Genomic DNA, 17563 nt, shown 5'->3' on the forward strand with positions numbered 1-17563 from the left:
GAAAGGGCGACTTCGGTCGCCCTTTTTCATCGGGCCTGCTTTGCAGCTTGGATGACGTGCCGGATGCGGATCAGGTACAATTCGCGGCTATTTTTCGGCAGGCAATCTGCCCGCGCCTTGAGAGTGTTGATCCGTGAGTGATTTGAGTCATATCCGCAATTTCTCCATCATTGCCCACATCGATCATGGCAAGTCCACTCTGGCCGACCGGTTTATCCAGATGTGTGGTGGCTTGGCCGACCGCGAAATGGAAGCCCAGGTGCTGGACTCCATGGACCTTGAGCGTGAGCGCGGAATTACCATCAAAGCCCATAGCGTGACCTTGTATTACAAAGCACGTGACGGCAAAACCTATCAGCTGAATTTCATCGATACCCCTGGTCATGTCGACTTCACTTATGAAGTCAGCCGTTCGCTGGCCGCGTGTGAGGGCGCGCTGCTTGTGGTTGATGCCGGTCAGGGCGTAGAAGCCCAGTCCGTAGCCAACTGCTACACGGCCATCGAGCAGGGCCTCGAGGTCATGCCGGTATTGAACAAGATGGATCTGCCGCAAGCTGATCCAGACCGCGTCAAAGAAGAAATTGAAAAAATCATCGGTATCGATGCGACCGACGCCGTGGCTTGCAGCGCGAAAAGCGGCATGGGTGTGGATGACGTGCTCGAGCGGCTGGTTCAGCTGATTCCGCCGCCGACCGGCAACATCGAAGACCCTTTGCAAGCCCTGATTATCGACTCTTGGTTCGACAACTACCTGGGCGTGGTTTCCCTGGTGCGGGTGCGCCACGGACGGATCAAAAAGGGCGACAAGGTGCTGGTGAAGTCCACCGGCAAGGTGCACTTGGTCGACAGCGTAGGCGTTTTCAACCCTAAGCACACCGCCACGGCCGACCTGAAGGCCGGTGAGGTAGGCTTCATCATCGCCGGCATCAAGGACATTCACGGTGCGCCGGTGGGCGACACCCTGACCTTGAGTTCGACTCCGGACGTCGACGTATTACCGGGCTTCAAGCGCATCCAGCCGCAGGTCTATGCGGGCCTCTTCCCGGTCAGCTCCGACGACTTCGAAGACTTCCGGGAAGCCTTGCAGAAACTCACGCTGAACGATTCTTCGCTGCAATACACCCCGGAAAGTTCCGACGCCCTCGGTTTCGGCTTTCGCTGTGGGTTCCTTGGCATGTTGCACATGGAGATCATTCAGGAGCGCCTCGAGCGCGAATATGACCTGGATCTGATCACCACCGCTCCTACAGTTATCTTCGAGTTGCTGCTCAAGACTGGCGAAACGATTTACGTCGATAACCCGTCCAAGCTGCCGGATCTATCGAGCATCGAAGACATGCGCGAGCCGATCGTTCGGGCCAATATTCTGGTGCCGCAGGAGCATTTGGGTAACGTCATCACCCTGTGCATCGAGAAGCGTGGCGTGCAGCACGATATGCTGTTCCTCGGCTCCCAGGTGCAGGTGACCTACGATTTGCCGATGAATGAAGTGGTGTTGGACTTCTTCGATCGCCTGAAGTCAACCAGCCGCGGCTACGCGTCCCTCGATTACCATTTCGATCGCTATCAGTCGGCCAACTTGGTCAAGCTCGATGTACTGATCAATGGCGAGAAGGTCGACGCGCTCGCGTTGATCGTGCACCGCGACAACGCGCACTACAAAGGCCGCGCGTTGACTGAAAAGATGAAAGAGCTGATTCCGCGGCAGATGTTCGATGTCGCCATTCAGGCCGCGATAGGCGGGCAGATTGTGGCGCGAACCACCGTCAAGGCACTCAGGAAAAACGTACTGGCCAAATGTTACGGTGGCGACGTGAGCCGAAAGCGCAAGCTGCTGGAAAAGCAGAAAGCCGGTAAGAAACGCATGAAGCAGGTTGGTAACGTGGAAATTCCACAGGAAGCCTTCCTTGCCGTGCTCAGGTTGGATAGTTAGGTCCTATGTCACTAAATTTCCCGCTGTTGCTGGTAATCGCCGTCGCCGTCTGTGGTGCGCTGGCGCTGTTTGATCTGATTTTCCTGGCGCCGCGGCGCCGTGTGGCGATCAGCAATTACCACGACCAGGTCGGTGAGCCGGACGCGGCGGTGATTGAGCAGTTGAACAAGGAGCCGCTGCTGGTGGAGTACGGCAAGTCGTTCTTCCCGGTACTGGCCATCGTGCTGGTGCTGCGCTCCTTTCTGGTCGAGCCGTTCCAGATACCTTCTGGCTCGATGAAGCCGACGCTGGAAGTGGGTGACTTCATCCTGGTGAACAAGTTTGCCTATGGCATTCGCTTGCCCGTGCTGGATACCAAAGTGATCGAAGTCGGTGATCCGCAGCGCGGCGACGTCATGGTGTTTCGTTACCCAAGCGATCCCAACATCAACTACATCAAACGTGTAGTCGGCTTGGCGGGTGACCGCATTCGTTACAGCAGCGACAAGCGCCTGTTCATCAATGACCAGCCTGTTGCTCAGACACTGATCGGCGAAGAGCCGGGCAGTCTTGGCAACGCGATGCTGTACAAGGAGCAGCTTGGTGACGCCGAGCACCTGATCCGCAAGGAGATGAGCCGCTACCGGGTAGAGCCTGAAAGTGAATGGGTCGTGCCGCAGGGCCACTATTTCATGGTTGGTGATAACCGCGATAACTCCAACGACAGTCGCTACTGGAATGATTCCTCCATTCCTAAGGATCTGCTGGGGATGGTCCCGGACAAGAACATCGTCGGCAAGGCGTTCGCCATATGGATGAGCTGGCCTGACCCGAAAATGCGTAATCTGCCGAACTTCTCCCGCGTCGGTTTGATTCACTGATTTCCGGATTCAACGCGGCACTGTTCAATCCGGTGCCGCGAGCTATAAATAATCGTGTCTTTTGCCTAATCAGGCTTTTATCTCACTGAGAACTTTGGGGCTTCATATGAAATTTGCGCGCTCGCAAAAAGGTATGTCGATTCTTGGCTGGTTGATGGTGCTGTCTCTGGTGGCGTTTTTCGCCAGTGCCGCGTTCAAGGTGATTCCGCATTACCTCGATCAAATGGCCTTGGAAAAAATGATTCTCTCGGTTGAAACCGACAAAGCGGCGCAGATCACCACTGTCGGCGATTTCTACAGCCATATGAGCAAAGGCATGCAGGTCAACAGCATCCGCGACCTCAAGCTGGACGATGCCCTCAAAGTCACGATCGAGAACAACGAGTTTCTCGTGCACCTGAAATACGAGAAGCGTGATCCGTTGATCCAGAACATCGATCTAGTGGTGCATTTCGACAAAGAATACCGCGTGCGTATGCCGTGAGTTCTTCGTTAGCCCGCCTCGAGCGTCAGCTCGGCTACAACTTCAAGGACCAGGATCTGATGATCCTGGCGCTTACACACCGCAGTTTCGCTGGACGCAACAACGAGCGTCTGGAGTTCCTCGGTGATGCCATCCTCAACTTCGTCGCTGGCGAAGCCTTGTTCGAGCGTTTCCCCCAGGCGCGTGAAGGGCAGCTTTCCCGGCTGCGCGCCAGGCTCGTTAAAGGCGAGACCCTGGCCATATTGGCGCGTGGCTTTGATCTGGGCGAGTACCTGCGGCTGGGCTCCGGCGAGTTGAAGAGTGGCGGCTTTCGCCGCGAGTCGATTCTCGCCGACGCGCTGGAAGCGCTGATCGGTGCGATCTATCTGGATACCGGCATGGACGCAGCTCGCGAGCGGGTTCTGGCCTGGTTGACCAACGAACTGGACAGCCTGACCCTGGTCGATACCAACAAGGACCCGAAAACCCGCTTGCAGGAGTTTCTGCAATCGCGTGCCTGCGACCTGCCGCGCTACGAGGTGGTGGACATCCAGGGCGATCCGCATTGCCGGACATTCATTGTCGAGTGTCAGGTGACTTTATTGAATGAGAAGACCCTGGGCCAAGGGGCCAGTCGCCGCATCGCCGAACAGGTTGCGGCGGCCGCTGCCTTGATTGCCCTGGGTGTGGAGAATGGCCATGACTGATTCACCTGCAACACGCTGTGGCTATGTCGCCATCGTTGGCCGGCCCAACGTGGGCAAGTCGACGCTGCTCAACCACATCCTCGGGCAAAAGCTGGCGATCACCTCGCGCAAGCCGCAGACCACACGGCACAACATGCTCGGCATCAAGACCGAGGGCGAGGTCCAGGCGATCTACGTGGATACCCCCGGTCTGCACAAGAACAACGAAAAAGCCCTCAACCGCTACATGAACAAGAATGCCTCGTCGGCGCTGAAAGACGTCGATGTGGTGATCTTTGTGGTCGACCGTACCCGCTGGACCGACGAGGACCAGATGGTGCTGGAGCGCATTCAGTACGTGCAGGGGCCGGTGATTCTGGCCATTAACAAGACCGACCGTATTGAAGACAAAACCGAGCTGATGTCGCACCTCGAGTGGCTGGCGACGCAACTGCCAAACGCGGAAATCGTACCGGTGTCGGCGCAGCAGGGGCACAACCTCGACACCCTGGAGAAACTGGTGGGCGAGCGTTTGCCGGAAGGTGTGCATTTCTTCCCGGAAGACCAGGTCACCGACCGCTCGAGCCGCTTCTTCGCCGCCGAGCTCGTACGCGAGAAGATCATGCGCCAGCTTGGCGCGGAGCTGCCGTACCAGATCACCGTGGAGATCGAAGAATTCAAGCGCGATGGGCGCATTCTGCATATCCATGCGCTGATCCTGGTCGAGCGCGATGGGCAGAAGAAAATCATCATTGGTGACAAGGGCGAGCGCATCAAGCGCATCGGTCAGGATGCGCGCAAGGACATGGAGGTGATGTTCGACTCCAAAGTCATGCTCAACCTGTGGGTCAAGGTCAAAGGCGGCTGGTCGGACGACGAGCGCGCGTTGCGATCCCTGGGTTACGACAACATCTGAGTCCGCCGGGCGCACAAGAGCCCGTGCCGTCATCGAGTAATCGCCAGCCATGCTTGCGGACAGCCAGCCAGCCTATGTTCTGCACAGCCGCGCTTATCGCGAGAGCAGCGCGCTGGTGGATTTCCTTACCCCGCAAGGGCGGATGCGCGCTGTGATGCGCGGCGCACGCGGCAAGGCTGGCACCCTGGCGCGGCCTTTCATTCCGTTGGACGTGGCGTTTCGCGGGCGCAGCGAGCTGAAAAGCGTCAGCCGCCTGGAAGCCGCGGGAATTCCCAACCTGCTCAACGGCGACGCGCTGTTCAGCGGCCTTTACCTCAATGAACTGCTGATTCGTCTACTGCCCGAGCAGGACGCTCACCCGGCGATGTTCGACCACTACGCGATGACCGTGCTGGCGCTGGCTCAGGGTCGGGCGATCGAGCCGCTGCTGCGCTCGTTCGAATGGCGTTTGCTGGATGAGCTGGGCTATGGTTTCGCCCTGGACCAGGATCGCCACGGCCAGCCGATCGCCGGGGGCGGAATGTACCGCCTGCAAACCGATGCCGGTTTCGAGCCCGTCGGCCAGTTGCAGCCCGGTGTGTTTCAAGGCGGTGAAATTCTTGCCATGGCCGAGGCCGATTGGACTGCCCCTGGTGCCCTGGTAGCAGCCAAGCGCCTGATGCGTCAGGCGCTTGCCCCGCATTTAGGCGGCCGACCGCTGGTCAGCCGCGAACTCTTCATGACGCTCAAGGAGCCAAGCCGTGACTGATGCCAATCGTATTCTGCTCGGGGTGAACATCGACCATGTGGCGACGCTACGCCAAGCCCGTGGCACCCGCTATCCCGATCCGGTGAAAGCCGCGCTCGATGCCGAAGAGGCCGGTGCCGATGGCATTACCGTGCACCTGCGCGAGGACCGTCGGCATATCCAGGAGCGCGATGTGCGTCTGCTCAAGGAGGTGCTGCAGACCCGAATGAATTTCGAGATGGGCGTCACCGAGGAAATGCTCGGGTTCGCCGAGAGCATCCGCCCTGAGCACGTGTGCCTGGTCCCGGAGACCCGGCAGGAACTCACCACCGAAGGCGGTCTTGACGTAGCCGGCCAGGAAGCGCGGATTCGCGCGGCAGTCGAGCGGCTGAGCAAGATCGGCTGCGAAGTCTCGCTGTTTATCGACCCGGACCCGCGTCAGATCGAAGCCTCGAAGCGCGTGGGGGCGCCAGCCATCGAGCTGCACACCGGTCGCTATGCCGATGCGCACACGCCGCAGGAGGCCGCGCTCGAGCTGGCGCGTATTCGCGACGGGGTTGCCTGCGGTCTGGACCATGGCTTGATCGTCAACGCCGGGCATGGTCTGCATTACCACAACGTCGAGCCGGTGGCGGCAATTCCCGGGATCAATGAGTTGAACATTGGCCATGCCCTGGTGGCCCATGCGCTGTTCGTCGGCTTCAAGCAGGCGGTGGCGGAGATGAAGGCGCTGATCGTGGCGGCCGCGCAACGCGGTTAACTGGCAGCCTGGGGCAGGGCGATGCGCTGTCTGCGGCTTAGCTCATTGGCTGGGCCGGCTTTCAGCGCTGCGCACCAAATGCCTGGATCAACTGTGCGGCCAGGGCGTCGGCGGCGCCTTCGCGATTGCTGCCGCGCAGCAATTTGATGTGGTAATCCCCCAGGGGCGGTAAACCATGCTCCTCGCCCAGGCGCTTCAGTGGCGCCTTGACCAGGCTCTGCGGGAACGGCGCTATGGCCAGGTCGGCGATCATGGCCGCTTTCTGCCCGGCGCACTGCTCGCAAGAGTAGGCGATGCGGTAGGTCCGGTTGATGCGGTCCAGCGCGTCCAGCGCAACCCGCCGCCAGGCACACCCGGTGCTTGCCAGGGCCAGCGGCAGGGGCGTGGCGTGTATCGCCAGGCCGCCGTCGCGGCCAGCCCAGACCAGGGCTTCGGAATAGATGACTTGGCCCCGCGAGTCGTCCAGCCCATCATTGCCTGCGTTGATCAGCGTGAGATCCAGTTCGCCCGCGTCGAGGCGCTCTATCAGGTCCACGCTGCGTCCTGCCGACACTTCCACCTGCACCGCAGGATGACTGCGCGCGAACAGTGTTAGTACGCTGGGCAGAACTGGCGTGCCGAGGTCATGCGGGATGCCGAAACGGACCTTGCCGGACAGCGCAGGGGTGAGGAAATGGGAAACCGCCTCCTCGTTGAGCTTGAGCAGACGTCGGGCGTACCCCAGCAGGATTTCGCCGTCCGGAGTCAACTGGACACGCCTGGCCTCTCGGCTGAACAGGCTGCGTCCCAGGGTTTCCTCAAGGCGTTTGATCTGCATGCTGACCGCCCCGGTGCTGCGGTAGACCTGGGCCGCCGTGCGGGTGAAGCTGCCGCTTTCGGCAATGCCGACAAAGGTCTTGAGGACGTCGCTTTCCAGCAACGGCAGGGCTTGGGGCGGAAGTGATCGAGCGATTTCGTTCATGATTTGTGTTCAGCTCAATTGAACGCTGTGTTTGGTATTAGTCGTTTGATTGAACGATAGGTGCCCTCCATCCTGATGGCAAGTCATCTCGCTGCGAGATGCAGTCTGGCTATGAGGAGGTGCGTCATGTCCCTTTTAAATTCGTGCAAGACCCGGCGGGATCCACCCATCGAGCGGCCTGCGGTCTATCTACCGGCCATGTGGCCGCTGAGTTTGCAAAACCTGATTGCTGATACCTGGGCTGCCTGGCGCTGGCGGCAACGCTTGCGTCGGCTGTTGCAGCAGGAAGCGCGTGGGGAGGCCCGGCTGGGTGAAGCCCGGGCAGCGGTGCAGCAGGGTGCACAGGAGCGTTTGCCGGTGATCGCTGCACGGTTTGCCGAGCGGCGTCGCCAATGTCAGGACTGAGGCGTGTGACGCCTCAGGGTTTGCGGGCGATCAGCACGGCGCGGCAGGGCGCAGGCAGGCCTTCGACCGTGCGGCTGTGGTCGGCTGGATCGAGAAACTCCGGCAGCGACTGGAAGCGCATCCACTCGGTGGCGCGCTGCTCTTCAACCGAAGTGGTGCTGACGTCCACGCAGCGCACGTCGACGAAGCCTGCGCGGCGCAGCCACAGCTCCAGCGCCGGCACCGATGGCAGAAACCAGACATTGCGCATCTGCGCGTAGCGGTCCTCGGGCAGCAGCACCTGTTGCGCATCGCCTTCCACCACCAGGGTTTCAAGGACCAGTTCGCCGTCTTTCACCAGGCAATCCTTCAGGTCCAGCAGGTGATCGATCGGCGAGCGCCGGTGGTAGAGCACGCCCATGGAAAACACCGTATCGAAGCCCTGCAGCTTGGCCGGCAGTTCTTCGAATGCCAGCGGCAGGTGCCAGGCGGGCAGATCGGGCAGGTAGTTCTTCATGGCCAGGAACTGGCACAGGAACAGCCAATTCGGGTCGATGCCCACGACGCTGTTCGCGCCCGCGCCGAGCATGCGCCACATGTAGTAACCGTTGCCGCAGCCGACATCCAGCACGCGCTTGCCGCGCAGGTCGAGATGGGGCGCGACGCGCTGCCATTTCCAGTCCGAACGCCACTCCGTATCGACGTGTACGCCGAACAGATGGAAGGGCCCTTTACGCCAGGGAATCAAGCCCTGTAGGGCGGTTTTCAGGTGCGCGCGGGTCGTTTCGTCACAGGCACCGTCAAAACTGAAGTCGTTCAGCAGCTCCAGCCGCTCCACGCTGAGCGGCGGCAATGCCTGCACGGCGCTATACCAGCGTTGCAGGTCGCCATGACCAATGGCCAGCTTGGCATCGATCTGGCCTGGTAGGTCAGCCGACCAGTCCTGCAGTGGTGTGCCCGCCAATTGGGCCTGCAGGGCGTCGAGGTCGAGACGATTGATCATGGCAGGGCGATCAGGGACGCGAAATTGAGGCACTGGAACCAGGGCACGACGTTGCTGAAGCCGGCGGCCAACAGACGCTCGCGATGCTGCTCGAGGCTGTCTGGCAGCATGACTTTCTCGATGGCGCTACGTTTCTGGGCGATTTCCAGTTCGCTGTAGCCATTGGCGCGCTTGAAGGCAATGTGCAGGTCGCCGAGTAGCTGATGATGCGCGTCGTCCTCGAACCGCAGCTTTTCCGAAAGAATCAGTGCGCCGCCTGGGATGAGCGCCTGCCGGATGCGCGTGAGTAAGGCGAGGCGCTGCTGTGGCTGAATGAACTGCAGGGTGAAGTTCAGGGCGACCACGGACGCGGGTTGAAACGTCAGGCTGAGAATGTCGGCCTCCATCACCTCGACCGGCAACAACTCCTGGAACATCGAATCCTGCGCATGCAGGTATTCGCGGCAGCGCTCGACCATGGCGCTGGAGTTGTCCACCGCGATCACCCGGCAGTCCTCCACCTGCACGTGGCGGCGCAACGCCTGGGTCACGGCGCCCAACGAGCTGCCAAGGTCATAGAGCACGCTATGGGGCTGGGCGAATTGCCCGGCCAGCACGCCGATGTTTTCGACGATGGTCGGATAGCCCGGCACCGAGCGCTTGATCATGTCCGGGAACACCCGCACCACGTCTTCGTTGAAGGCGAAGTCCGGTACCTGGGCCAGAGGTTGGGCGAAGAGGCGATCAGGTTGTTTGCTCACGGTTATTCCGCACAGGGTCGAGAAGGCCGGCATTTTAGCCAAGTAGGCCGCACAACCAAACCGGTTCAGGTCAAATCGAGCGTATTTCACTGCTGCCGGCGGCGTACACGACCCTCCCGCCTGCCTGTTGGCCTTGGACAAGCCCAACGCTTCGCTGCAGTAAGGCTACTCAGTGCACTTCGATCGCGCAGTCGAACGTCTGCGCAGGCGCTACGTCGGTCTCCCAAGGGCGCTGGTAGGTCAGCAATAACTGGCCGGTACCGGGCGTCTGTGCCTGAAAACGCCAGGTGGATTGCCCGGCACTGCCGACCAGGCCGGCGTCCTCCGGGTTGCTGTAGACCTCTGGCCCGAGGCTCTGCAATAGCGTCGGCGCATCGCCACGCAGGACCCAGCGGAACCCCGTGGTGGGGTTGCTCGGCAAGGTCAGGATCAAACTCTGACCGACATGCATCGCCAGCGGGCACTGGTTCTGTCGTTGCACGGTGACGCTGTCAGGCCGGTGCGCGCAGGCGCTGAGCAGGGCAAGACCAAGGGGCAGCGCGAAGCGAAAGAGCGTGTTCATAAGGGTTCCTGGTTCCTAATTCTTGGTTCCTGTTTCTGCTGCCTGTGGCCGTTGGGACCGCAGCGGAGGTCAGCCTAGCCTGTTGTTGCCGCCGGAGTACCGGCGGCGGTCATATCAGGTGAACAACACCTTGGCCACGTCGCTGTAGTCCTTGGCGAAATGCACCGTCAGACCTTCTTTCAGATAGTCCGGCAGTTCTGAGTAGGAGCCGCGATTCGCGTCCGGCAGGATCAGCTCGTAGAGCTTCTGCCGCCTGGCCGCGATCACCTTTTCCCGCACACCGCCAATCGGCAGGACCTTGCCGGTAAGCGTCAGCTCGCCCGTCATCGCGATGCCTTTCTTCGGCGCCTGCTTTCGCGCCAGGGACAGCAGGGCGCTGGCCATGGTGATGCCGGCGCTGGGCCCGTCTTTCGGCGTCGCCCCCTCGGGGACGTGCAGGTGCACGAACGCCTGGTCGAAGAAGCGCGGGTCGCCGCCGTATTTCTTCAGGTTGGAGCTGATGTAACTGTGGGCAATCTCGGCCGACTCCTTCATCACGTCGCCGAGCTGGCCGGTGAGTTTGAAGCCGCGGCTAAGCGAATGGGTGTGCGCCGCCTCGATCGGCAGGGTCGCGCCGCCCATGCTGGTCCACGCCAGGCCGGTGATCACGCCGACGCCATTCAGCACCTGCTCCTGACGAAATACCGGCATGCCGAGGTAGCCGTCCAGGTCCTTCGGGCCGATCTTGACCGGGCTCTCGGGAGCATCCAGCAGCTTGACCACCGCTTTGCGGACCAGCTTGCCGAGCTGTTTTTCCAGCTGGCGCACACCGGCTTCGCGGGCATAGCCTTCGATCACGCCGCGCAATGCGCTGTCGCTGATGGCGAGGCGATCCTTGGGTACCCCAGCCTTCTTCAACTGCTTGGGCCACAGGTGGCGTTTGGCAATCGCCAGTTTTTCCTCGGTGATGTAGCCGGACAGGCGAATCACCTCCATGCGGTCGAGCAGCGGGCCGGGAATCGAATCCAGGGTGTTGGCGGTGCAGACGAACAGCACCTTGGAGAGGTCCAGGCGCAGGTCCAGGTAATGGTCGAGAAACTCGGCGTTCTGCTCCGGGTCGAGGGTTTCCAGCAGCGCCGATGCGGGGTCGCCCTGATAGCTGCTGCTGAGCTTGTCGATCTCGTCGAGCATGATCACCGGGTTCATCACCTCCACTTCCTTCAGCGCCTGCACCAGCTTGCCGGGCAGGGCGCCGATGTAGGTGCGGCGGTGGCCCTTGATCTCGGCTTCGTCGCGCATGCCGCCCACGCTGAAGCGGTAGAACGGGCGGCCGAGCGATTCGGCGATGGATTTGCCGATGCTGGTCTTGCCCACACCAGGTGGGCCCACCAGCAGCACGATCGATCCGGCGATCTCGCCCTTGAACGCGCCGACCGCGAGAAATTCGGTGATGCGCGCCTTGATGTCGTCCATGCCTGCGTGGTGCTCGTCCAGCACCTGGCGCGCGTGCTTGAGGTCAAGCTTGTCCTTGCCATAGACGCCCCAGGGCAGTGCGGTTGCCCAGTCCAGGTAATTGCGCGTCACCGCGTATTCCGGCGAGCCGGTTTCGAGGATAGACAGCTTGTGCATTTCCTCGTCGATGCGTTTGCGCGCCTGTTCGGGCAGGGTCTTGCTCTCCAGGCGTTGGCGAAACTGTTCGACGTCGGCGCTGCGATCATCCTTGGTGATGCCCAGCTCGTGCTGGATGATCTTCAGCTGTTCCTTGAGGAAGAACTCGCGCTGATGCTCGCCGATCTTGCGATTGACCTCGGCGGATAGCTCGTTCTGCAGGCGAGCGACTTCCACCTCCTTGCGCAGCAGCGGCAGGACCTTTTCCATGCGCTTGAGGATCGGCACGCAATCAAGCACTTCCTGCAGCACCTTGCCGGTGGCGGTGGTCAGCGCGGCGGCAAAGTCGGTCAGCGGCGAGGGCTGATTCGGGCTGAAGCGGTTGAGGTAGTTCTTCAACTCTTCGCTGTACAGCGGGTTGAGTGGCAGCAGCTCCTTGATCACGTTGATCAGCGCCATGCCATAGGCCTTAACCTCATCACGCGTGTCGTTCGGGTTCTGCGGGTAATCGACCTCCGCCAGATAGGGCGGGCGGTGGTGCTTGAGCCAGCCGCGGATGCGTACCCGGTTCAAGCCCTGGGCGACGAACTGCAGTTTGCCGTCGTCGCGGCTGATGTGATGGATGCGCACCAGGGTGCCGTGCTCCGGCAGGCTGGAGGTATCGAAATGGCGCGGGTCGGTGACCGGCTCGTCGACGTAGAACAACGCCAGGCAGCGGTGATCGGTCTTGCTCACGAGCTCCAGGGTTTCGGCCCAGGGCTCTTCGTTGACGATGACTGGCAGTACCTGGGCCGGAAAGAACGGCCGGTTGTGGATCGGGATTACATAGAGTTTGTCTGGCAACTGCTGGCCTGGCAGCATCAGGCTGTGGCTGCCATGGGCCGTGGCGTCGGTGATTATTTCGATGTCTTGAGGCTCGTTCATGCGGCACCTTTGATTGCGCGTTGAGTGCTAGATGGGGCGGCCCGCGCGGTTTTTCAATCAATCTGGAGTCGAACGAGGGCACAACGATTCAACCTGCCCCCGCGCCTTGTCGATGAACGGCCAGGTTGAACGGGCATCGGTGCCGTCATCCACGCTGCTGGCCAAACGCCAGGCCGCTTGTCGTCAAGGCTGCTGTTTTGTGCGGCAAAGGGGTAAAGTTCGCCCACGACTAACCAGGTTGCCCCCATGCTCAACGCCCGCCTCCTGCGCCTTGACGATAAGGCCCACGAACACACCCACGACCACCATCAACTGGTGCTGTCGTTGTCCGGGCGTGCGGAATTCGAAGTCAACGGGCGCGGCGGCGAGGTATGTCGCATGCGCGCCTGTCTGGTGCCCGGCGACGCCGATCACCAGTTCGCCGGCATGGGCGATAACCGCATGCTGATCATCGACCTGAACGAGCAGGACACGTCCAGCGAAGACCTGGAGCTGCTTACCCACCTGTTCGAGACCCCACGCTACCCGCAGTTGGATGTGGATTTTCAGCACCTGCTCACCTATGCCGGTGCCGAACTCGAGCGCTATGGCAGCGACCCGATGCTGGCGCGCTCGCTGGGTGGCGTGCTGTTGCGGGCACTGCACCTGCGCCTGTTCGGCGAGCAGGCGCAACGGGTAACCGGCCCGCTGGATATCGAGCGGCTGGATGCGTTCATCGTGCAGAACCTGGCCCGGCGCATCAGCGTGGCGGAGTTGGCGCAGGTGGCCTGTCTCAGCCCCAGCCACTTTCACGCGCAGTTCAAGGACAGCGTCGGCCTGACGCCGCATCAGTACCTGCTCAAGTCCCGCCTTGATCGCGCAGCCCGCCTGCTGCGCGAAAGCGGCCTGCCGTTGATTCGCATTGCCGAGGAGTGCGGTTTTTCCAGCCAGAGCGCGCTGACCACCGCGATGCGTCGGTACATGGGGCTTACGCCAAAGCGTCTGCGTGGTGCTCAGTAGCGCCCCTGTCAGCGAGCGCAGCATTTCCTCAATTGGTGCGATAGGTAATTACCAAGGCGCCGCGCGTCGCCGACGTGCTAAAAAGTGAACTTCTTCACACTGCCAGCTAACCTCAAGTCGTGATCGACCGAATTCGCCAGGCAGGCGATGCCCACCCGCGACGCAGTACGAGCTTACGCATGACTCGATATCTTATTCCCCGGTTAAACGGTGCTTTGCTAGGCCTGTTGTTCAGCGCAGGCGTGGTGGCGGCCGAGTTGCAGGTTCAGGTGGTTGATGGCACCGGGCAGCCGCTGGAAAATGCGGTGCTGACCCTGACCGGCCCGCTGGGTGCGCCCGCCGCGCCGCTGCGGGCGGAAATGGACCAGAAGCTCAAGCAGTTCGCACCCAGCGTGCTGGTGGTGCGCACCGGCACGGCGGTGACCTTTCCCAATAGCGACAATATCCGCCACCACGTCTATTCGTTTTCCCCCGCCAAACGCTTCGAGCTGCGCCTTTACCAGGGTACGCCCAGCGAGCCCGTGGTGTTCGATAATCCCGGCGTTGTGGTGCTCGGTTGCAACATCCACGACTGGATGGTCGGCTACATCTACGTCACCGAGGACCCCTGGTTCGCCGTCAGCGATGCCCAGGGCCAGGTGCAGATGCAGCAGTTGCCAGCCGGTCGCTATACGGCGAGCCTGTGGCACCCGCAGGCGGCGGATATGCTGCCGCAGGCGGCCGGTGAGCTGCAGGTGGGCGAGCCCGCGACCCGCCAGCGGCTAACCCTGGAGTTACCGACGACAGCCCGCACGCCACCGGCCGCGCCTGCGCCGAGCGCATTCGGCGAGGCCTTCAAGAAAGCGACCCGCGATGCTGCGCAGTAGTTTCCAGGCCCGTATCGCCGGTGTGCTGATCCTGCTGTTGCTGGTGGTGGTCAGCGCCTTGTACCTCGCCGTGCTCACGGCTACCAACGCGGCGGTGCGCAGCCAGGCCGGCGAACAGCTGGAAATCGGTAGCCGGGTATTCGAGCAGTTGCTCGATGTGCGCAGCCGCCAGTTGAGCGATGCGGTGCAGGTGCTGGCTGCCGACTTCGGCTTCAAGGATGCGGTGGCCAGTGGTGACAGCGAAACCATTCGCTCAGCCCTGGCCAACCATGGCGCGCGGATCAATGCCGCAGCGGTGATGATGCTCGACCTTGAAGGCAGCCTCGAGGTGAGCACTGATCGGCAGATCAGCGGGATGACCGCCGCCCGGCTGAGTGCGCAGGTGATGGCTCTCGAGCAGCAGGGTACGCAGATTTCGCTGATGCCGATCGCCGACAAGCTCTACCTGCTGGTGCAGGCCACGGTCAACGCGCCCCTGCCGATCGCCCGGGTGATGATGGGCTTTCAGGTAGATGACGGATTCGCCCGTGAACTGCGCGAGCTGACTCACCTGGAACTGACCCTGGTGGCCCGCCAGGAAGGGTTGCCGGCGATCTGGATCAGCTCGTTGCCTGCTGCAATTCACCAACAGCTGCAAGGCATCGGCGGCGACATGGCGCCCCTGCAGGGCGATGTGCGAGAGGTCGGCGAGGAGCGCTACTTGGAGCAGAATCTTATGCTTGCCAGTGGCGCCGATTTCCAGGTTCAGGCGCTCCTGCATCAGTCTCTCAGCCAGGCTCAGCGGGCGTTTGCACCTTTGGACCGAAACATTCTGCTGATTGCCCTCGCTGCGCTGATGGCATCGCTGGCGGGCGCACTGCTGCTGGCGCGCAACCTGTCGCAGCCGGTGCGGCAACTGGCGGCTGCGGCGGAGCGCGTGGGTCAGGGCGACTATCAGGTGCCGCTGAAGCTCGACCGCGGTGACGAGCTTGGGCGTCTGGCGCGCGCCTTCCAGAGCATGCAGGAGGGCATCGCCGAACGAGAGCGACAACTCGCCCACAATGCCCTGCATGACGGCCTGACCGGCCTGCCCAACCGTACGCTGGCGCTGGAACGCCTTGGAAGCGCGATCACCGCCGAGCGGCCGGTCGCCTTGTTGTACCTGGGCATCGCCAACCTGCGCTCGGTCAACGAAAGCTGTGGGGCGTCCGGCAGCGAGCAGGCCGTGCAGCTGCTCAGCCGGCGGTTGCAGGCGACGCTGCGGCCGGGCGACAGCCTAGCGCTGTTGATGGCCGACGAACTGCTGCTATTGCTGGAAAATACCGACAGCGACAGCGCGGTGGTGATTGGCGACAACCTGCAGCAGCTGCTCAGCAAACCGCTGAGCATCGGCCCCGTCGAGGTCACGCTGGAATGCAGCATCGGCATTGCCGCCTATCCCGCAGATGGCGACACCGCCGACGATCTGCTGCGCCGCGCCAGTATCGCCATGCAGGACGCCACCCAGTTACCTGGCCGATTGCAGGTGTACCAGAGCGGCCGTGACGACGCCCACCAGCGGCAGATCCAACTGGTCCGTGATCTGCGCCGCGCGCCGCAGCGTGGCGAGCTGCTGCTGCATTACCAGCCCAAGCTCGACCTGGGCAGCGGCCAGGTGCGTCAGGCCGAAGCGCTGCTGCGCTGGCAGCACCCGCAGTTCGGGCTGGTTTCGCCGGGCGAGTTCATTCCTCTGGCCGAGCGCACGGGCAGCATCCAGGCGCTGACGACCTGGGTCATCGAAGAAGTGGTGCGCCAGCTGCGCGCCTGGAACGATCAGGGGCTGCGCCTGCAGGTATCGCTGAATATTTCCACCGAGGACCTGATCGACACCCAACTGCCGGCGCGGGTCGGCCAACTGCTCGCGCAGCACCAGATCGGCGCCGAGCAGCTGGTGTTCGAGATAACCGAGAGTGGCGTGATGCTCAACCCGACCCAGGCCCTGCAGGTGCTGCACGGCCTGCGCGATATCGGCATCAGCCTGTCGGTGGATGACTTCGGCACGGGTTATTCGTCGCTCGCACAGCTCAAACGCATGCCGGTGCAGGAATTGAAGATCGATCAATCCTTCATCCGCGACCTCGACGAAACCAGCGAGGACGCGGTGATCGTGCGATCGACCATCGAAATGAGCCACAGCCTCGGCCTCAAGGTGGTCGCCGAAGGGGTCGAGTACGAGCGCAGCCTGCGCCTGTTGCAGCGCTGGCAATGCGATACCGTGCAGGGCTATCTGATCAGTCGACCATTGCCCGCCCAGGCATTCGAGGCCTGGGTCGCGCAGCCGCTCGGCGCATTAGTGGAAGGTGCATTGCCATGAGGTGTGTGCAGTGGTGCGGCGTCGCCTTGATCAGCGTTCTGGCCAGCCAGGCGGTTGCTGACCAGGGTCGCCTACTTGCCACCGGCGGCGCCAGCAGTCTGGAAGGCGCCGCCGGTGGTGGCATCACGCCCTGGGCGGTATTGGCCGGTTATGGCGAGCGCGGCGAGTGGGGCGCCGATGTGTTTGCCACCCGCGTGGAAACCGGCGATTACCGCCTGGACGTGGCCGGTATCGCCGCCTCGTTCGATAACCGTGTGGAGCTGTCCTACGCTCGCCAGCGCTTCGATCTGGGCACCCTGGCGCGCGACCTCAACCTGCCGGACAACAGCCTGAGCCAGGATATCTTCGGACTGAAGGTGCGCCTGTTCGGCGACCTGATCTATGGCCGTCTGCCCCAGGTCTCCCTCGGCCTGCAGCACAAGCGGCAGATGGATTTTCGGGTGCCCAGCCTGGTCGGCGCCCAGCGCAGTGAAGACAGCGAAGGCTATATCAGCGCCAGCCGACTGATTCTTGGCGGCGCGTTCGGCTACAACCTGTTGCTCAACGGCGGGGTGCGTTACAGCCGAGCCAACGAGCTGGGTTTGCTGGGCTTCGGTGGCGATCGGCGCGACCGTCACTCGGTGCTGAAGGAGGGCTCCGTGGCCGTGCTGTTCAACCCGCGCTGGGCGCTGGGCGTGGAGTACCGGGAAAAGCCCGATAACCTTGGCTTCGCCGGCGAAAGCGACTGGGCCGACCTGTTCCTCGGCTATTTCCCCAACAAGCAGCTGGCGGTGGTGCTGGCCTATGCCCGCCTGGGCGAGATCGCCACGCTGGATCATCAGGATGGCGTCTACCTGTCCGTGCAAGGGAGTTTCTGACGT

17 protein-coding genes are annotated in these 17563 nt (G+C 62.1%); 12 read left to right on the forward strand and 5 right to left on the reverse strand.

All coding sequences use genetic code 11. The features are described 5' to 3' along the window. Positions 1–133: 133 nt before the first annotated feature. The 7 genes from lepA (at position 134) to pdxJ (ending at position 6345) form a co-directional block, all read left to right on the forward strand. Positions 134–1933, forward strand: a complete 1800-nt coding sequence (gene lepA, locus ACX0MV_RS06260) for a translation elongation factor 4 (RefSeq protein ID WP_458981602.1) — start codon at positions 134–136, stop codon at positions 1931–1933. Positions 1934–1938: 5 nt separating this feature from the next. Beyond that, positions 1939–2793: a signal peptidase I gene (lepB, locus tag ACX0MV_RS06265; protein ID WP_458981603.1), complete on the forward strand. Its 855-nt coding sequence runs from the start codon at positions 1939–1941 to the stop codon at positions 2791–2793. A 106-nt stretch (positions 2794–2899) separates the two neighbouring features. Further along, positions 2900–3277, forward strand: a complete 378-nt coding sequence (locus ACX0MV_RS06270) for a DUF4845 domain-containing protein (RefSeq protein WP_458981604.1) — start codon at positions 2900–2902, stop codon at positions 3275–3277. Continuing rightward, positions 3274–3963 carry a ribonuclease III gene (rnc, locus tag ACX0MV_RS06275; RefSeq protein ID WP_458981605.1) on the forward strand — a complete coding sequence of 230 codons (690 nt, stop codon included), beginning with the start codon at positions 3274–3276 and terminating at the stop codon, positions 3961–3963. The genes ACX0MV_RS06270 and rnc overlap by 4 nt, the downstream gene beginning before the upstream one ends. After that, positions 3956–4858: a GTPase Era gene (gene era, locus ACX0MV_RS06280; RefSeq protein WP_458981606.1), complete on the forward strand. Its 903-nt coding sequence runs from the start codon at positions 3956–3958 to the stop codon at positions 4856–4858. Before rnc ends, era begins: the two co-directional genes overlap by 8 nt. Positions 4859–4907: 49 nt before the next feature. Beyond that, a complete protein-coding gene (recO, locus tag ACX0MV_RS06285) occupies positions 4908–5606 on the forward strand; it encodes a DNA repair protein RecO (protein ID WP_458981607.1) in 699 nt (232 codons plus the stop codon). After that, on the forward strand, positions 5599–6345 hold the full coding sequence (pdxJ, locus tag ACX0MV_RS06290) for a pyridoxine 5'-phosphate synthase (protein WP_458981608.1): 747 nt from the start codon (positions 5599–5601) through the stop codon (positions 6343–6345). Before recO ends, pdxJ begins: the two co-directional genes overlap by 8 nt. Positions 6346–6406: 61 nt before the next feature. Here pdxJ and ACX0MV_RS06295 read toward each other — a convergent pair whose 3' ends face one another. Next, positions 6407–7306: a LysR substrate-binding domain-containing protein gene (locus tag ACX0MV_RS06295; RefSeq protein ID WP_458981609.1), complete on the reverse strand. Its 900-nt coding sequence runs from the start codon at positions 7304–7306 to the stop codon at positions 6407–6409. Between the two features lie 126 nt (positions 7307–7432). Here ACX0MV_RS06295 and ACX0MV_RS06300 point away from each other — a divergent pair, with 126 nt between their 5' ends. Continuing rightward, positions 7433–7711, forward strand: coding sequence for a hypothetical protein (locus tag ACX0MV_RS06300; RefSeq protein ID WP_458981610.1), 279 nt, complete (start codon positions 7433–7435; stop codon positions 7709–7711). A gap of 13 nt (positions 7712–7724) precedes the next feature. On the opposite strand, the gene cmoB is transcribed toward ACX0MV_RS06300, so the two are convergent. The 4 genes from cmoB to lon form a co-directional block, all read right to left on the reverse strand. Then, positions 7725–8693 carry a tRNA 5-methoxyuridine(34)/uridine 5-oxyacetic acid(34) synthase CmoB gene (gene cmoB / locus ACX0MV_RS06305; protein ID WP_458981611.1) on the reverse strand — a complete coding sequence of 323 codons (969 nt, stop codon included), beginning with the start codon at positions 8691–8693 and terminating at the stop codon, positions 7725–7727. Beyond that, entirely contained in the window at positions 8690–9466 is a 777-nt protein-coding gene (gene cmoA / locus ACX0MV_RS06310) for a carboxy-S-adenosyl-L-methionine synthase CmoA (RefSeq protein ID WP_458981778.1), read from the reverse strand. Before cmoA ends, cmoB begins: the two co-directional genes overlap by 4 nt. Positions 9467–9602: 136 nt before the next feature. After that, complete coding sequence (locus ACX0MV_RS06315) at positions 9603–9995, reverse strand: protease inhibitor I42 family protein (RefSeq protein ID WP_458981612.1); 393 nt, start codon at positions 9993–9995, stop codon at positions 9603–9605. 114 nt (positions 9996–10109) lie between these two features. Next, positions 10110–12506, reverse strand: coding sequence for an endopeptidase La (gene lon, locus ACX0MV_RS06320; protein WP_458981613.1), 2397 nt, complete (start codon positions 12504–12506; stop codon positions 10110–10112). Positions 12507–12752: 246 nt separating this feature from the next. Between lon and ACX0MV_RS06325 the strand changes: the two genes are divergently transcribed. The 4 genes from ACX0MV_RS06325 (at position 12753) to ACX0MV_RS06340 (ending at position 17560) form a co-directional block, all read left to right on the forward strand. Further along, complete coding sequence (locus ACX0MV_RS06325) at positions 12753–13505, forward strand: helix-turn-helix domain-containing protein (RefSeq protein WP_458981614.1); 753 nt, start codon at positions 12753–12755, stop codon at positions 13503–13505. A gap of 179 nt (positions 13506–13684) precedes the next feature. Continuing rightward, on the forward strand, positions 13685–14371 hold the full coding sequence (locus ACX0MV_RS06330; RefSeq protein ID WP_458981615.1) for a methylamine utilization protein: 687 nt from the start codon (positions 13685–13687) through the stop codon (positions 14369–14371). After that, the gene (locus ACX0MV_RS06335) at positions 14358–16703 is read left to right on the forward strand and encodes a putative bifunctional diguanylate cyclase/phosphodiesterase (RefSeq protein ID WP_458981616.1); all 2346 of its coding nucleotides are present in this window, start codon (positions 14358–14360) and stop codon (positions 16701–16703) included. The genes ACX0MV_RS06330 and ACX0MV_RS06335 overlap by 14 nt, the downstream gene beginning before the upstream one ends. Continuing rightward, on the forward strand, positions 16700–17560 hold the full coding sequence (locus tag ACX0MV_RS06340; RefSeq protein ID WP_458981617.1) for a DUF3034 family protein: 861 nt from the start codon (positions 16700–16702) through the stop codon (positions 17558–17560). The genes ACX0MV_RS06335 and ACX0MV_RS06340 overlap by 4 nt, the downstream gene beginning before the upstream one ends. The last annotated feature ends 3 nt before the right edge of the window (positions 17561–17563 follow it).

This window comes from Pseudomonas cistanchae (assembly GCF_054483635.1).

Excerpts from the sequence above, each read along its gene's own strand:
- ACX0MV_RS06325 (WP_458981614.1), top strand. The coding sequence starts at position 12,753 with ATGCTCAACGCCCGCCTCCTGCGCCTTGACGATAAGGCCCACGAACAC.
- ACX0MV_RS06270 (WP_458981604.1), top strand. The coding sequence starts at position 2,900 with ATGAAATTTGCGCGCTCGCAAAAAGGTATGTCGATTCTTGGCTGGTTG.
- ACX0MV_RS06295 (WP_458981609.1), bottom strand. The coding sequence starts at position 7,306 with ATGAACGAAATCGCTCGATCACTTCCGCCCCAAGCCCTGCCGTTGCTG.
- ACX0MV_RS06330 (WP_458981615.1), top strand. The coding sequence starts at position 13,685 with ATGACTCGATATCTTATTCCCCGGTTAAACGGTGCTTTGCTAGGCCTG.
- cmoB (WP_458981611.1), bottom strand. The coding sequence starts at position 8,693 with ATGATCAATCGTCTCGACCTCGACGCCCTGCAGGCCCAATTGGCGGGC.
- lon (WP_458981613.1), bottom strand. The coding sequence starts at position 12,506 with ATGAACGAGCCTCAAGACATCGAAATAATCACCGACGCCACGGCCCAT.
- ACX0MV_RS06340 (WP_458981617.1), top strand. The coding sequence starts at position 16,700 with ATGAGGTGTGTGCAGTGGTGCGGCGTCGCCTTGATCAGCGTTCTGGCC.
- recO (WP_458981607.1), top strand. The coding sequence starts at position 4,908 with ATGCTTGCGGACAGCCAGCCAGCCTATGTTCTGCACAGCCGCGCTTAT.
- ACX0MV_RS06335 (WP_458981616.1), top strand. The coding sequence starts at position 14,358 with ATGCTGCGCAGTAGTTTCCAGGCCCGTATCGCCGGTGTGCTGATCCTG.
- ACX0MV_RS06315 (WP_458981612.1), bottom strand. The coding sequence starts at position 9,995 with ATGAACACGCTCTTTCGCTTCGCGCTGCCCCTTGGTCTTGCCCTGCTC.
- ACX0MV_RS06300 (WP_458981610.1), top strand. The coding sequence starts at position 7,433 with ATGTCCCTTTTAAATTCGTGCAAGACCCGGCGGGATCCACCCATCGAG.
- lepB (WP_458981603.1), top strand. The coding sequence starts at position 1,939 with ATGTCACTAAATTTCCCGCTGTTGCTGGTAATCGCCGTCGCCGTCTGT.
- era (WP_458981606.1), top strand. The coding sequence starts at position 3,956 with ATGACTGATTCACCTGCAACACGCTGTGGCTATGTCGCCATCGTTGGC.
- cmoA (WP_458981778.1), bottom strand. The coding sequence starts at position 9,466 with ATGCCGGCCTTCTCGACCCTGTGCGGAATAACCGTGAGCAAACAACCT.